This is a genomic window from Curtobacterium guangdongense (assembly GCF_049341845.1).
In the GTDB taxonomy this organism is placed as follows: Bacteria; Actinomycetota; Actinomycetes; order Actinomycetales; family Microbacteriaceae; genus Curtobacterium; species Curtobacterium guangdongense.
In genome coordinates this window covers 171,007-184,533 of the sequence record NZ_JBMPIT010000008.1, presented here as the reverse complement: position 1 = coordinate 184,533, position 13,527 = coordinate 171,007, and the positions used below count along the sequence as shown (strand labels likewise).

The window sequence follows — 13,527 nt, the reverse complement described above, 5'->3', positions numbered from 1 at the left end:
CGGTTCCGCGCCCGCTCGACCGCCTCACAGGGGCCGTCGGGTTCGGTGGACGCATGCCACAGGACCAGTACGAACCCGCCGACCCACGCACGCGCTACCCCGACGTCTCACCAGAGCCGCAGACGCAACCCGAACCGGGCCTGCAGGCCCGGATGACGCCCGTCCCGGACCTCGGCGAGGACACCTACCGCGGGACTGGCCGTCTCGCCGGCCGCAAGGCGCTCATCACCGGCGCCGACTCCGGTATCGGCGGCGCCGTCGCGATCGCGTTCGCCCGTGAGGGCGCCGACATCGCACTCGCGTACCTGCCGGAGGAGCAGGAGGACGCCGACCACGTCATCGAGCAGGTCCGCGCCGCCGGGCGCACGGCTGTCGCGATCCCCGGTGACCTCCGCGACCGCGAGTACGCCGGACGCCTCGTCGCCGAGGCGGTCGAGGGCCTCGGCGGCATCGACGCGCTCGTCAGCGTCGCGGGCAAGCAGGTCTGGCAGCCCGACCTGCTCGACATCACCGACGAGCAGTTCGAGGCCACGTTCGACGTCAACGTGTTCGGCTTGTTCCGGCTCGTGAAGGCCGCGCTCCCCCACCTGCACCCCGGGTCGACGATCACCACGACGGCGTCGATGGAGGCGTACAAGCCCGCACCCGACCGGCTCGACTACGCGGCGACGAAGGGCGCGATCAACAACCTCTCGAAGGGCCTCTCACAGGCACTCATCGAGCAGGGCATCCGCGTGAACGTCGTCGCGCCGGGACCGACCTGGTCGGTGCTGCAGGTCACCAGCGGCGTCGACCCCGAGACCCTGCCGGAGTTCGGCAGCAGCGAGTCGCCGATGGGCCGCGCGGGTCAGCCCGCCGAGCTCGCGCCCGCGTACGTGTTCCTGGCATCGCACGAGTCGAGCTTCGTCGCCGGCGAGACGCTCAACGTGAACGGCGGCATGGTCACGCCCTGACCGATGGCCTCAGCGGACGGACTCAGCGGCTGTCGCGCTCGTACCGCGCCGTGTACACGAGGAAAGTGATGTGCCCGAGCAGCGCGATCCCGAAGAACACCAGCGCGACGGCCCACACCCGGTTCAGGGTGCCGTCGCCGACGAACAGCATCACGATGCAGGCGATGACCGCCGCGGAGAGCAGACCGACCTGCACGGTCGACCAGGTCTTGCGCCAGCGGGGCTGCTGCGGCTGTGGGTTCACGAGACGCCATCTTGCCGCACCGCGCGTGGCCCGACCTGGACATCGGACGTGCGCGCGGCTCGCGACGCGACCACGGGGCGGACGGGAGGCTCGGTGCGGGCGCGCGCCGAGCCTCCCGTCCGGCGGTGCGCACGTTCAGTGCCGCGGCCCGGCCGCCGGAGCGGAGGCGAGTCCGACCAGGGCCGCCAGCGCGAACGCCGTCACGGCGCCGGCCGCGGCGGCGCCCAGCGCCTGCCCGAGCACCAGGGTGACGAAGAGCATCGAGGTCCCCGCCGACGCACGATCCGGGTCGATCTCGGTCGTCCAGGCGATCAGCGCCCCGGTCGCCGCGGTGTACCCCCACCCGAACACCAGGCAGGCGACGAGCGCGACCGGGACGGCACCGGGCACCACGGCGAGCGCGAGGGAGCCGACCACGACCGCGGTCACGCTGATCCCCCAGAGCCGCGCCGGTCGCATGGTGCCCGTCCACCGGCTCGTGACGACGACCGCAGCGCCTCCGAGGCCGAGGGCGATCCAGGCGGTGATGGAGGCCTCCCGATCGACACCGGCGTCGACGAGGACGGATCGGCCGTAGTTCCAGACCGCGGCGGAGCCGGCGCCGAGCAGCAGCGCCGCGAGGAGGAGCCGGCGGTGCGCGACGAACCACGACCCCGTCGGTCGTTCGGGTCGTTCCGCTCGTTCCGTCATGTCGGCGTGACCGCGTTCCGTCGTGTCGGCGTGACCGCGTTCCGACGTGTCGTCGCGACCGTGTTCCGTCCTGTCGTCGCGACCACGGTGGTCGGTGCCGAGCACGGCGACCCCGGCCAGCACCGAACAGGCCGCGGCGACGAACCAGGCGGTGCGCCACTCGGGCAGGACCGCGAGTGCGAGGAGCCCGGCGCCGACGAGCCCGGGCCCGGTCCCCGCGTTCACGACCGCCTGCGCGCGAGGCACCCGACCCGGTGCCGTGTTCCGCGCGACCAGCCGGACGAGCGCCGGTGATGCAGCGCCGGCGCCCGTCGAGCTCAGGACCGCCGCGACGCCGAAGGTGGTCGCGTCGTGACTCCACGCCATCCCGGCAGCACCGACCGCTGCAGTGCTCGCGGCCAGGACCACGAGCGAGCGCGGGTGTCTCGTCGCCGCGAGGAACCCGATCACCGCGCCGACGCAGTACATCGCGGACGCCCCAGCGGAGATCCCCCCGGCGAGCGCCGCACCGAACCCCAGGTCCGCCTGCACGTCCGGCAGCACCAGCCCGTAGGCGAGGCGGACGAGGCCGTAGGTCACCGCGACGAGGGCTGTGCCGGCAACGGCGAGCCCGGTTCCTTTCGAAAACGATCGTTTCACTTTTCGGAGTCTAGGGTGCTGACATGGCCATGCGTGCAGGAACCGAGCAGAAGCTCCTCGACGCCGCTGAGGACCTGTTCTTCACGCACGGCATCGCGGCGACCTCGGTGGACGCGGTCCTGGAGCGTGCCGGGGTCTCGTCCGCCACGCTCTACCGGGGGTACCCGAGCAAGGAGGCACTCGTCGCCGCCACCCTCGAGCGGCGCCGGCTGGACTGGGAGGCGACGTGGACTACTGCGGTCGAACGGCAGACCGGTGCGCGGAGCCGGCTGCTGGCGGTCTTCGACGCACTCGACGACTACCGCACCCGCTCGGCGGCGTCACGGTGGTGCGCGTTCCTCGGCACCGCGTCCGAGTACGCCGATGCGCCGTCGGAGATCCGCGTCGTGCTCGATGCAGAGACGTCGGGTCTCCGCACGCGGCTCACGGAGCTGGCGGTGCCCCTCGTGGGCGGTCGGGCAACGGCGCTCGGCGAGCAGCTGACGCTCGTCGTCTCCGGGGCGCTCGCCATGCGCCTCCGGGACGCCGATGCCGACACCGGTGTGGCGCGGGCGGTGGCGTCGAGCCTGCTGGACGGGCACGGCACTGAGTGACGCCGACGAGGGTCTCCTGGCAGCATGGCCGGCATGAGGCTCACCGCGGATGCCCACGTGCACAGCGAGTGGTCGTGGGACGCCGCGACCGATCCGGCATCCGTCGGGCTGATGGAGCGGACGTGTGCTCGTGCTGTCCGGATCGGTCTGCCCGCGCTCGTCTTCACCGAGCACCTGGACTTCGAGGACCGGTGGCGGGTCGAACCAGGCGACATGGACGGCCACGAGGAAGCCCTGGTCGACGAGACGAACCACGTGCGCCTGCCGCCGTTCGACCTCGACGGGTACCTCGAGTCGATCGACCGGTGCCGCCGGGCGTTTCCCGCGCTCCGGATCCTGACCGGGGTGGAGTTCGGGCAGCCCCACGTCTGGGACGCGGCGGCGGCCGACGTGCTCCGATCCGGTGCGATCGACCGGGTCAACGGATCCCTGCACATGCTGCCGTTCACGGACGGTGACCGGACCGAGCCCGTCACGCTCTTCCACCAACGCGATCCCGACGAGGTGATGTGGGCCTACCTCGACGAGATCCCCCGCATGGTCGCCGGCTCGGACTCGTTCGAGGTCTTCACGCACATCGACTACGCGGCGCGCACGTGGCCGTCGGAGTCAGCCGGGCCGTTCGACCCGCGGCGGTTCGAGGAGCGGTTCCGGACGGCGATGCGCGCGATCGCCGGGTCGGGGCGCGCGCTGGAGATGAACACGAGGCGGTTGTGGCCGTGGATTCCCGAGTGGTGGCGCGACGAGGGCGGTCGCGCCGTGACGTTCGGGAGCGACTCGCACGAGGAGGGGACGCTCGCGGCGCACTTCCCGGAGGCGATGGCGATGCTCGAACACTTCGGGTTCCGGGAAGGAACACGACCAGAGGATCCCTGGTTGCGCTAGCCGGCTCTCGCGCTGGGGTGTCCTGTCCGTGACTCCTTCCGCGCACGCCGCGTCCGTAGCGTGGATCTCGACGAGAGGAGCACGCATGCACACCAGGACACTCGGCCAGGGCCTCGAGGTCTCCGCGATCGGACTCGGCGCGATGGGCATGTCCCAGAGCTACGGCCCGAACCCCGGCGACCGCGACGACATGATCGGCGTGCTGCGGTACGCCGTCGAACACGGCGTGACGTTCATCGACACCGCAGAGGTGTACGGCCCGTACGACAACGAGGAACTCGTCGGTGACGCGATCCGACCGATCCGCGACCAAGTGGTCGTCGCCTCGAAGTTCGGCTTCGACATCGTGGGCGGCAAGTCGGTGGGCGTGAACTCGCGCCCCGAGCACATCCGCGAAGCAGCCGAGGGCTCACTCCGCCGACTCGGCATCGACGCGATCGACCTGTACTACCAGCACCGCGTCGACCCCGACGTGCCGATCGAGGACGTCGCCGGAACCGTGGGCGAACTCGTCGCCGAGGGCAAGGTCAAGCACTTCGGGCTCTCCGAGGCGGCGGCGGAGACCATCCGTCGCGCGCATGCCGTGCACCCGGTGACCGCTGTGCAGAGCGAGTACTCGCTGTGGACGCGCGACCCGGAACCCGCGGTGCTGCCGACCTGCGCGGAGCTCGGCATCGGCTTCGTGCCGTTCAGCCCGCTCGGCAAGGGCTTCCTGACCGGCACCATCGCCGCGGGGACGTCGTTCGGTGAGGGTGAGATCCGCGGGAAGGTGCCGCGGTTCGAGACCGAGAACCTCGCCGCGAACCAGGCCCTCATCGACGCGGTACGGACCCTCGCCGACACTCGTGGCGCGACGCCCGGGCAGATCGCGCTCGCCTGGCTCCTCGCCAAGCGCCCGTTCATCGCCCCGATCCCCGGGACGCGCCGCACGGAGCGCATCGACGAGAACGCCGGCGCGACGGCGATCGCGCTCTCCGTGGACGACGTCGCCGACCTGGACGGACTGGCCGACCGGGTCGGTGTCGCCGGCGACCGGTACGACGCCGCGGGGATGGCCGCCGTCAACCGCTGATCCGAGGCCGGCTGATCCGGTACCCGCTGCTCAGGCGTACGGGATGCCGTCCCCGGCGATGACGGCGCGGTACCCCTCGCGGTAGGTCGGGTACCGGAACGAGAACCCGGTGGACTTCAGGAGCGCGCTCGACAGGCGCTTGTCCGTCACCGGGACGTCGGCAGGCGCCTCGGGCAGGGGTCCGGCACCGAGCTCTGCGGCGAGGAACCGCAGCACCTCGTCGCGGCGGACGGGCTCGTCGTCCGTGCCGATGACGAGTGGCGGTGCGGCGTCGAGCGTCGCGAGGTGCACCAGTGCCGCTGCGGCGTCGTCGCGGTGGATCCGGTTCGTCATCGGCGAGCGATCCCCTTCCGGGACGACGGTGGCCCTGCCGGACCGCACCTGGTCGATCAAGCGGGTGCGCCCCGGTCCGTAGATCCCGGAGAGGCGGACGAGGGTCGCGCCCGGTGCCCGCTCGCGGAGCAGGTGCTCCGCCTCGAGCAGGACGTCGGCGGTCACGGTGCCACCGGTGGCGGGCGTGTCCTCCGTCATGACACCGTCTCCGCCGTACACCGCGGTGGAGGACACCACGACGATGCGTGGGGAGACTCCGGACGCATCGACGCCGTCGAGCAGGTGCCGGAGTCCGTCGACGTAGGTCGCCCGGTACGTCTCGGCGTCCCGGCTGCCCGCGGCGAGCGCGAGGACCACGACATCCGTGTCGGCGTCGATGACCGGGGCGTCGTGCCGGAGGTCGACGGCGCGTCCCTCGATCCACGCCGGGAGCAGTTCGGGGCTGCGGCGCAGGCCGACCACGGTGTGACCGGCCTGGTGGAAGCGGAGTCCGGCGGCGGTCCCGAGGTCGCCGCAGCCGGCGATGACGACGTGCACGCGGTCGACTCTACGGCCGGCGACCTGGAGGCTCTGCCGTCAGAGCGAGAATCCTCCGTCGCTCGTCAGCACCTGCCCGACGACCCAGCCTCCGGCCGACGTCGACAGCCACGCGATGAGCTCTGCCGGGTCCTCGGGACGTCCGACCCGGCCGAACGGCGTGCTCGCGAGGTACTCATCGAGGCCCTCGAGCGAGCGGTCCGTCGTCTCCGGGTCCATGTACCCGGTGTTCACCGGACCCGGGTTGACCGTGTTGAGGACGATCCCGAGTTCCAGCAGGTCGGCGGCGACGGTAGCGGTGACCCCGGCCAGTGCTGCCTTGCTCGCGGCGTAGGCGGCCTCGCCGCGCATGGCGCCGTGGATCTGCCCGGACGTCATCCAGAACACGTGCCCCTGCGGCTCGGCGTACGGGCCGTTGCCGGTGATCCGGTCGCCAGGACGCCGCTGCTCCCCGGTCTGCGGCGCCCGACGGCGGGCGAACTCCGCGGTGAGCAGCATCGTCGCCCGGGTGTTCACCTCCCAGAAGGCACTGAGCCGCTCCGGGGTCATGTCGAGGATGCTGCCGTCATCCCCGCTCTTGGCGTGGTTGCACACCAGGACGTCGAGCCCGCCGGCGAGCCCCTCGGCCGTGTCGATCACACCGGCGATCATCGACGGGTCCGACAGGTCCGCGGCGAGGTCGGCGAACCGTGCACCCTCGGTCAGGTGGGCGCGGATCCCGTCGCGGACGGCGTCGAGGTCGTCACCGCCCCACGGCAGGTCGAGGTCGTGCGGGCGGTGGTGGTGGATGACGATGCTCGCGCCGAGCGAGGCGAGCTTCGTGGCGACGGCGAACCCGATGCCGCGGCGTCGGGAGACACCGGTGACGAGGGCGGTCTTGCCGTGCAGGGGCAGCGTTGTGGACATGGTGAACCTCTCGAATCGCGCCGGATCGGCGCACAGATGGGAATCGAAGAAGGCTCAGCAGCACTGCATGGAGAAGAACCTACACGGGCCCGTCGCGCCCGACAACCGCTCCGAACAAGAACCGTAGGATCGTGGAACCTCACTCGTCGACGTCGCCGGAGGACCGCATGACCACCACCAACACCGCACCCGCCGTCCGACCGACCCGGGCCACCGCTTCGGTCGCCGCGATCCTCGCCGAGTCCGCCGCGCGGTACCCCGACGACGTCGCCGTCATCGTCGGCGACCGACGGACGACCTACGCCGAACTCTGGTCGCAGACGCTTGCCTACGCCGGGGCACTCCGCGACCGAGGCGTGGGCGAGGGGTCGCGGGTCGCGATGCTCGTCCCGAACGTGGAGGACTTCCCCCGCGTCTACTACGCCACCCTCGCCCTCGGCGCGGTCGCCGTCCCCGTGCACGCGCTGCTCAAGCGTCACGAGATCGAGTACATCCTCCGGGACAGCGGCGCCACGATGTTGGTGTGCGCCGCCCCGCTGCTCGGTGAGGGCGCACCGGGTGCGGAACTGGCCGGCGTCGACGTCCTGACGGTCCTCGCACCGCCGGCATCCGACGACGAAGCACCGGCCCACGACCGACTGGAGGCACTGGCGTCGTCGAGCGAGCCGCTCACGACCTACACGCCGCGAGACCCGTTCGACACCGCGACCATCCTCTACACGAGCGGGACCACCGGGAAGCCGAAGGGTGCGGAGGGATCGCACTTCTCCCTGCTCGAGCAGGTCAACACGAACCTCATGACGACGTTCGACATGCACCGCGGCGACGTCCTGCTGGGGGCGCTGCCCCTCTTCCATACGTTCGGACAGACGTGCACGATGAACACCGGCTTCCGGGTGGGGGCGACGATCGTCATGCTGCCGAAGTTCGACGGCGACTCCGCCCTCGCCGCGATGGTCGAACACGGCTGCGAGGTGTTCATGGGCGTCCCGACGATGTACATCGCCCTGCTCGACGCCGCCACCCGCTCGGAGGCCCGCCCGCACCTCCGCTACGCGATCTCCGGCGGTGCCTCGTTGCCGCTGGCCGTCCTGGAGCGCTTCGAGAAGGTGTACGACGCCCCCATCCACGAGGGGTACGGGCTCACCGAGACCTCCCCGGTCGCGACGTTCAACCACGTCGGCCTCCCACCGCGGCCCGGCACCATCGGGACCCCGGTCTGGGGCGTCGACGTGGAGATCGCCGACCCCGAGGTGCACGACTCGATCACGCTCCTGCCACACGGCTCGATCGGCGAACTCGTCATCCGTGGGCACAACCTGATGAACGGGTATCTCGACCGGCCGGAGGACACCGCTGCGGCGATCGTCGATGGCTGGTTCCGGACCGGAGACCTCGGGACGAAGGACGACGACGGCTACCTGACGATCGTCGACCGGACGAAGGACATGATCATCCGGAACGGCTACAACGTGTACCCGCGGCAGGTCGAAGAGGTCCTCGCCACCCACCCCGACGTCACGATGGCCGCGGTGTTCGGTGTTCCCCACGAGCTGCACGGGCAGGAGATCGAGGCCGCCGTGGTGCTGCGTCCCGGAGCCACCGCGACGCCGGAGGAACTCATCGACTTCGTCGCCGGCGAGATCGCGGCGTACAAGTACCCGCGTGCCGTCCACGTGCTCGACGCGTTGCCCCTCGGTCCGAGCGGGAAGGTGCTGAAGCGGGAGCTCGTCGACCGCTTCGGGACGAGCGCGGAGGCCGCTGCCGGGATAGAACCGACGACATCCACCGTGTGATAGCGCGTCGCCTCGATGCTGCGTGGACGCCACGGAGCCGGCGATCGGCAAGGGTATCAACCCGCACATCCAAACCCACATCGCCTCGCTGCCGGCAGCACAACACGCACGCCTCAAAGCCATGAGCGACACCGAGCCGGGCGGCCTGCTCCAGATCAGCGCCGACGTGGACCCGGATCACACCGAGGGCAGCGAGCTGACTTACCTGAACGGTGTCGCCGTGACGGCCACGACTGTGGTGGGCGATGGTCTCGACACGATCGAGGTTCCGGCTGGTACGTGGGCGGTGTTCCACACCGATGGCGAGTACCCGGCAGCACTGCAGGAGGCATGGGCTGCGACCGCGACAGACTGGTTCCTGTCAAACCCCTGGCGGCTCCGACCCGGACCATCCATCGTCGCGGTACTCGAACGCGCTGACGACTTCAGCACCGCCATCTGCGAGCTCTGGTTGCCCGTCGAGCGCGCCTGACCAAATGGGTCTGTCGGCGGTGACCTGCGGACAGACCCACGCCCGCTCAGGGATCGACTATCGAGACGCCGTCACAGGTCGGTTGATTGTGTAGTATCTGCGTGTGCACGTAGACAAGCAACCATGCGGGCTCAGCCCGGAGTCCGAGTACGTCGAGCTCGCGGTCGAGGTGTTCGCGATGCTCGCAGACGCCACCCGGGTAAGAATCATCCTCGCGCTGCGGAACGCCGAGGAGATGAGTGTCAACCATCTCGCTGACGTGGTCGACAAGAGTCCTGCGGGGGTGTCGCAGCATCTGGCGAAGCTCCGCCTGGCCCGGATGGTGTCGACTCGTCGCGAAGGCACGACTGTGTTCTACCGGCTGACCGACGAGCACGCCTCGGAACTGGTCATCGACGCTGTGAAGCAGGCCGAGCATGTCGTTGGTGTGGCACCGCACCACCGCGGGGAGCGGGAACGCGCATGACCGAACACAACCACCCACCGGTACACGCCGGCCACGGCCACGACCACGGCGAGCACGGTGAGCACGTGTACTCGCATCCGCACGGTGGTGTGAAGGGGTTCCTCTACGACCTGTTCGTGCCGCACACGCACGACTCGGCGGACTCGATCGACGACGCGATGGAGGCCAGCACCGCCGGCGTCCGCGCATTGAAGATCAGCCTGTTCATCCTGCTGGCCACGACCGTGCTGCAAGCGGTGATCGTCGCGTTCACCGGCTCGGTCGCGCTCCTCGCGGACACGATCCACAATTTCGCCGACGCGTTGACCGCGGTGCCGCTGTGGATTGCGTTCGTTCTCGGCCGTCGCGTGGCGAACCGCCGCTACACCTACGGGTACGGCCGCGCGGAGGATCTCGCGGGCATGTTCATCGTGTTCGTTGTCGCCCTCTCCGCAGTCGTTGCCGGCTGGCAAGCCATCGACCGGTTCATCAACCCGCGACCCATCGAGAATCCGTGGCTGCTCGTCGCCGCCGGCCTGATCGGCTTCGCCGGCAACGAGGCCGTAGCGATCTACCGCATCCGCGTTGGCCAAAAGATCGGCTCCGCCGCCCTCGTCGCGGACGGCGTGCACGCCCGCCTCGACGGGTTCACCTCCCTGTCCGTCGTCCTCGGAGCGATCGGCGTTCTAGTCGGCTTCCCAATCGCGGACCCGATCATCGGCCTGCTCATCTCCGTCTCGATCATGGTCCTGCTTTGGGGGACGGTGAAGTCCATCGGAGCCCGCCTCATGGACGCCATCGACCCCGCCCTCCTGAGCAAGGCTGAGCACGCTCTCGAACACACCACCGGTGTCGAGGCCGTCCGGGACCTCCGCCTCCGGTGGGTCGGCCACCGCCTCACCGGGTCCGCCACGGTCGAGGTCACCGCAGCATCCCTCCACGACGCCGAACACATCCTGGAACACGCCGCCGAGCACGTGCACGAGGCGATGGGCAACGTCGACGAGTTCACGGTCACCCCCGCCGCCCACGCGCATCAGCACTGACCACCATTGAGAGGAACACCATGTCTGTCGTGAAGATCAACGCCATCACCGTCCCCGAGGGCAAAAGCGCCGACCTCGAAGCGCGCTTCGTCGGCCGGAACCACGACGTCGAGAAGCAGCCTGGCTTCGAGAGCTTCGAGCTCCTTCGCCCCACCGCCGGCGGGTCGCGCTACTTCGTCGTCTCGACGTGGGCTGACGAGGACTCCTACCAGGCGTGGCGCACCGGTCAGGCTGGCGCACACCACGGCGGCAGCAACCCCGTTGCCACCGGCGCGGAACTCCTGGAATTTGAGACCGTCACCCTCTGAGCCCCAAGCGATAGCGCCCACTGAGCACGTGCCTCCGCGGTCGCTGCTGCGTCTCGTTACCCCATCCCCGACCGGACTACAGCCGATGCGATTGCCGCTCACGCTGTTCAACCGAGTGCGCGACCGAGAGACCTGCGGCCGCGCGGCCGGTCAGCGACGGACTGCTGGTCTCGCGACTGGGGTGGCGAGGGTGTCATGGAGCCGCTGCGCGGTGACGCCCAGGTCGGTCAGCCACGGGATGCTGTTGACGAGTTCCTCAGCGAGTTCTACGACGCTCCGGGCGCGGAGAAGGCGAGCACCGGTGGCGCCGGCGACCAGACGACGGTTCCGACTGGTGACCGGCCCGGGGTCCGGTCGACGTACTCGTCGAGGCCGAGACCAACAAGACGCCACCACGGCTTCGGTTTCTGGACCTCGACGCCGAGCTGCAGCACGAACGCACGAGACGCTTGCCGGTACGAGTCGAGCTTCTCGTTCAGCGACTGCTCCACGTCACCCCACGTCAGCGGCTTCTCCCTCGTCGAACCGGAGAGGTGTCCGCCCGCGGCACGCCTGGCGCTGAAGTCCGCCAGCGCCCGCTCCCGCAGACGCTGGAGCGCGACGTCGAAGGGCAACACCGGCGGCACGTCGACGGTTCGGGTTGGTACGAGTTTCGGCGGTCGCCGGAAGGTTGCGTCGAGCGCTTCTGTCCATCGAGTCGGGGTTCAGTCCCTCCTGACCGCCGACTCTATGGACGATGAGGAGGAGAGCGGCAGCCCCGTGTTCGGGGAAGTGGACTCCCCGCCAGACGGACCGACGGGCACCAAGTGAACCACTCTCTGTTCTTCGCCCTGAAGTCCGACCCGCTTCCAAGAGCGGGCCGAGGCACGGCAAGATCGAATGGGGCGTCGGGCTCGACGTCTGTCTCTTGATGCAGGGGGATCGATGACGATCGAGATGTTGTGGGCGCAGGAGGACCCGACTGAAGTGCTCCGAAGCCGTTTCGGCTTTGCGAACGCGGAGGAAGTGAGCGCTTGGGTCAGGTCAACGGTCGAGCGCCATTGGGGTCTGCGTGTCGGATCGCCGGAGCGTGTCGTGATCAGCGACAGCAACGCTCTTGCATGGGTGCGCAGCGGTGACCAACGCCTCCTGTTGAAGTGGTCGGTAGCGCCTGACCGATTCGAACGGCTCGCGCTTGCCGCCAAGCTCACTGCTCGGCTCGGAGCGCTTCACCTCCCCGTCTCGGCACCGATGCCGACTCTTTCGGGTGAGGTCCAGGTGACGAGCGACGGCGTCTCGATGGGACTGCAACACGTCATCGACGGCGCCCACCTCGACGTCGAGGACGCCGATCAGGTTCGTGCAGCAGGAGCGACACTCGCTCGGCTCCACAACGCACTGCGTGCGTACCCCCTGGGCAACTCGCGACCCGAGTTCCTTCCCGTGCCGGCATCGCTCGCCGAGCAAGTCGGAGGCTGGGTTGCGTCTCATCCGTCGACGCTGGCAACCGAAGCCCGAGACGTCCTCGGGCGGCTGCTCGAACGAGCGCCGTCAGATCTCCCGCCCGTCCAGATCGTGCAGGGCGACTACCGCGCCGCGAACATCTTGTGCGCCGAAAGCGCTGTCGTCGGCGTTCTCGACTTCGAGGAGCTTCGACTCGACCATCGGATCGTCGAGCTCGCTCGTTCAGCGGTCATGCTCGGCACGCTTTTCCGGGACTGGGGACCCGTTGCACCGTCAGTTCGGCGGCAGTTCCTGGACGGATACCAAACGGTCCATGCACTCACCGATGCGGAACTCCAATGGTGGCCCATCCTCGTGCTCTGGTACTCGCTCGCACTCGTGCCTCCCGGCGACGACCCTACGGGGTGGGGTCGAGCAGCAATCGAGGTACTCGACGAGCACGTAGCGAGGTAGGAGAACGCAGTCTTGATCGCCGATCCGCTCTCGGACATGCGTCTGGGAGCGGATTCGTCATTGAGGCGATTCGTGTCATCGGCAAGCGTTGACGGCTCTCCTGATCAGCTGTCGAGAGCTGTGACCCAAAAGATCAGCAGAGCACTCGCAACGGCACACAGGCCGACTCCCGCCCACCACCAAGGAGCTGTTGACCCGCGCTGCGGTTGGCCCCTGCCCAGCCCATCTCGTCGGACGGCGATCACAGCAGCTCGGCCTATCAGCACGAAGCCCGCCAGCAAGATGACCATGAGGCCTGACCACGTCCACCACGAGAACTCCGTGGAACGAGAATGCCTGACGCGGTGCGTTCTCGGAGCGTGACCGGGACCTTGCACCGGACGGCTCTGGGTCTACAGCCCCTTGCGCTTGTTGGTCTCCCAGTAGCCGAGTACCACGTCGTCTCCCTCCGGCAGCTCTCGTTCGACGAGCAGCAAGAGACGACGTCCTTGGCGTTCGTGAGAGCGTGCAGCCACCTCAGTCGGCCAGCCAGTTTCCATGCCGAAGTTCTCGTTGAAGTCACGAGCCCATTCGAGGATCTCGCGCTCAAGTCGGGGCGAGAACGACGGCGTGCCTGCGTCGTAAAGACCATCGTCGTGCCACAGCGGCCAGTCGACGCTGTACTCATTCATCAGCCGGTAGCGCATACCCGCAGGATCGCCCAGGAGGCGAG

Annotated in this window: 15 protein-coding genes and 1 pseudogene; 10 read left to right on the top strand and 6 right to left on the bottom strand. The window is 69.3% G+C overall.

All coding sequences use genetic code 11. The features are described 5' to 3' along the window. Positions 1-53: 53 nt before the first annotated feature. Complete coding sequence (locus ACO0E1_RS14610) at positions 54-953, top strand: SDR family oxidoreductase (protein WP_422874858.1); 900 nt, start codon at positions 54-56, stop codon at positions 951-953. A 22-nt stretch (positions 954-975) separates the two neighbouring features. Here the strand turns inward: ACO0E1_RS14610 and ACO0E1_RS14605 are convergent, their stop codons facing one another. Together ACO0E1_RS14605 and ACO0E1_RS14600 are read right to left on the bottom strand one after the other, a co-directional pair. After that, positions 976-1,197, bottom strand: coding sequence for a hypothetical protein (locus ACO0E1_RS14605; RefSeq protein WP_422874857.1), 222 nt, complete (start codon positions 1,195-1,197; stop codon positions 976-978). Positions 1,198-1,332: 135 nt separating this feature from the next. Further along, positions 1,333-2,526 carry an MFS transporter gene (locus ACO0E1_RS14600; protein WP_422874856.1) on the bottom strand — a complete coding sequence of 398 codons (1,194 nt, stop codon included), beginning with the start codon at positions 2,524-2,526 and terminating at the stop codon, positions 1,333-1,335. A gap of 23 nt (positions 2,527-2,549) precedes the next feature. Between ACO0E1_RS14600 and ACO0E1_RS14595 the strand changes: the two genes are divergently transcribed. From ACO0E1_RS14595 to ACO0E1_RS14585, 3 genes are all read left to right on the top strand, one after another. After that, positions 2,550-3,119: a TetR/AcrR family transcriptional regulator gene (locus ACO0E1_RS14595; RefSeq protein ID WP_422874855.1), complete on the top strand. Its 570-nt coding sequence runs from the start codon at positions 2,550-2,552 to the stop codon at positions 3,117-3,119. A gap of 33 nt (positions 3,120-3,152) precedes the next feature. Then, positions 3,153-4,004, top strand: coding sequence for a PHP domain-containing protein (locus tag ACO0E1_RS14590; RefSeq protein WP_422874854.1), 852 nt, complete (start codon positions 3,153-3,155; stop codon positions 4,002-4,004). 85 nt (positions 4,005-4,089) lie between these two features. Continuing rightward, positions 4,090-5,076 carry an aldo/keto reductase gene (locus ACO0E1_RS14585; protein WP_422874853.1) on the top strand — a complete coding sequence of 329 codons (987 nt, stop codon included), beginning with the start codon at positions 4,090-4,092 and terminating at the stop codon, positions 5,074-5,076. Between the two features lie 30 nt (positions 5,077-5,106). Here ACO0E1_RS14585 and ACO0E1_RS14580 read toward each other — a convergent pair whose 3' ends face one another. Together ACO0E1_RS14580 and ACO0E1_RS14575 are read right to left on the bottom strand one after the other, a co-directional pair. Next, complete coding sequence (locus tag ACO0E1_RS14580; RefSeq protein ID WP_422874852.1) at positions 5,107-5,946, bottom strand: NAD(P)H-binding protein; 840 nt, start codon at positions 5,944-5,946, stop codon at positions 5,107-5,109. 39 nt (positions 5,947-5,985) lie between these two features. Next, the gene (locus ACO0E1_RS14575; protein ID WP_422874851.1) at positions 5,986-6,852 is read right to left on the bottom strand and encodes an SDR family oxidoreductase; all 867 of its coding nucleotides are present in this window, start codon (positions 6,850-6,852) and stop codon (positions 5,986-5,988) included. 167 nt (positions 6,853-7,019) lie between these two features. Between ACO0E1_RS14575 and ACO0E1_RS14570 the strand changes: the two genes are divergently transcribed. The 5 genes and pseudogenes from ACO0E1_RS14570 (at position 7,020) to ACO0E1_RS14550 (ending at position 10,919) form a co-directional block, all read left to right on the top strand. Further along, positions 7,020-8,648, top strand: coding sequence for a long-chain-fatty-acid--CoA ligase (locus ACO0E1_RS14570; RefSeq protein ID WP_422874850.1), 1,629 nt, complete (start codon positions 7,020-7,022; stop codon positions 8,646-8,648). 28 nt (positions 8,649-8,676) lie between these two features. Further along, positions 8,677-9,120: pseudogene (locus ACO0E1_RS14565) on the top strand (GyrI-like domain-containing protein); the annotation flags it as partial. Positions 9,121-9,223: 103 nt separating this feature from the next. After that, complete coding sequence (locus ACO0E1_RS14560) at positions 9,224-9,586, top strand: ArsR/SmtB family transcription factor (protein ID WP_422874849.1); 363 nt, start codon at positions 9,224-9,226, stop codon at positions 9,584-9,586. Next, positions 9,583-10,611: a cation diffusion facilitator family transporter gene (locus ACO0E1_RS14555; protein WP_422874848.1), complete on the top strand. Its 1,029-nt coding sequence runs from the start codon at positions 9,583-9,585 to the stop codon at positions 10,609-10,611. The genes ACO0E1_RS14560 and ACO0E1_RS14555 overlap by 4 nt, the downstream gene beginning before the upstream one ends. A gap of 20 nt (positions 10,612-10,631) precedes the next feature. Next, positions 10,632-10,919, top strand: coding sequence for an antibiotic biosynthesis monooxygenase family protein (locus tag ACO0E1_RS14550; RefSeq protein WP_422874847.1), 288 nt, complete (start codon positions 10,632-10,634; stop codon positions 10,917-10,919). A gap of 266 nt (positions 10,920-11,185) precedes the next feature. Here ACO0E1_RS14550 and ACO0E1_RS14545 read toward each other — a convergent pair whose 3' ends face one another. Continuing rightward, positions 11,186-11,536 (bottom strand): hypothetical protein, encoded by a 351-nt coding sequence (locus ACO0E1_RS14545; RefSeq protein ID WP_422874846.1) that lies wholly within the window; start codon positions 11,534-11,536, stop codon positions 11,186-11,188. A gap of 307 nt (positions 11,537-11,843) precedes the next feature. Here ACO0E1_RS14545 and ACO0E1_RS14540 point away from each other — a divergent pair, with 307 nt between their 5' ends. Further along, the gene (locus tag ACO0E1_RS14540; protein WP_422874845.1) at positions 11,844-12,815 is read left to right on the top strand and encodes a phosphotransferase; all 972 of its coding nucleotides are present in this window, start codon (positions 11,844-11,846) and stop codon (positions 12,813-12,815) included. Positions 12,816-13,207: 392 nt separating this feature from the next. Here the strand turns inward: ACO0E1_RS14540 and ACO0E1_RS14535 are convergent, their stop codons facing one another. Next, on the bottom strand, positions 13,208-13,501 hold the full coding sequence (locus ACO0E1_RS14535; RefSeq protein WP_422874844.1) for a hypothetical protein: 294 nt from the start codon (positions 13,499-13,501) through the stop codon (positions 13,208-13,210). Positions 13,502-13,527 lie beyond the last annotated feature (26 nt).

Excerpts from the sequence above, each read along its gene's own strand:
- ACO0E1_RS14610 (WP_422874858.1), top strand. The coding sequence starts at position 54 with ATGCCACAGGACCAGTACGAACCCGCCGACCCACGCACGCGCTACCCC.
- ACO0E1_RS14595 (WP_422874855.1), top strand. The coding sequence starts at position 2,550 with ATGGCCATGCGTGCAGGAACCGAGCAGAAGCTCCTCGACGCCGCTGAG.
- ACO0E1_RS14590 (WP_422874854.1), top strand. The coding sequence starts at position 3,153 with ATGAGGCTCACCGCGGATGCCCACGTGCACAGCGAGTGGTCGTGGGAC.
- ACO0E1_RS14585 (WP_422874853.1), top strand. The coding sequence starts at position 4,090 with ATGCACACCAGGACACTCGGCCAGGGCCTCGAGGTCTCCGCGATCGGA.
- ACO0E1_RS14575 (WP_422874851.1), bottom strand. The coding sequence starts at position 6,852 with ATGTCCACAACGCTGCCCCTGCACGGCAAGACCGCCCTCGTCACCGGT.
- ACO0E1_RS14570 (WP_422874850.1), top strand. The coding sequence starts at position 7,020 with ATGACCACCACCAACACCGCACCCGCCGTCCGACCGACCCGGGCCACC.
- ACO0E1_RS14555 (WP_422874848.1), top strand. The coding sequence starts at position 9,583 with ATGACCGAACACAACCACCCACCGGTACACGCCGGCCACGGCCACGAC.
- ACO0E1_RS14550 (WP_422874847.1), top strand. The coding sequence starts at position 10,632 with ATGTCTGTCGTGAAGATCAACGCCATCACCGTCCCCGAGGGCAAAAGC.
- ACO0E1_RS14540 (WP_422874845.1), top strand. The coding sequence starts at position 11,844 with ATGACGATCGAGATGTTGTGGGCGCAGGAGGACCCGACTGAAGTGCTC.
- ACO0E1_RS14535 (WP_422874844.1), bottom strand. The coding sequence starts at position 13,501 with ATGCGCTACCGGCTGATGAATGAGTACAGCGTCGACTGGCCGCTGTGG.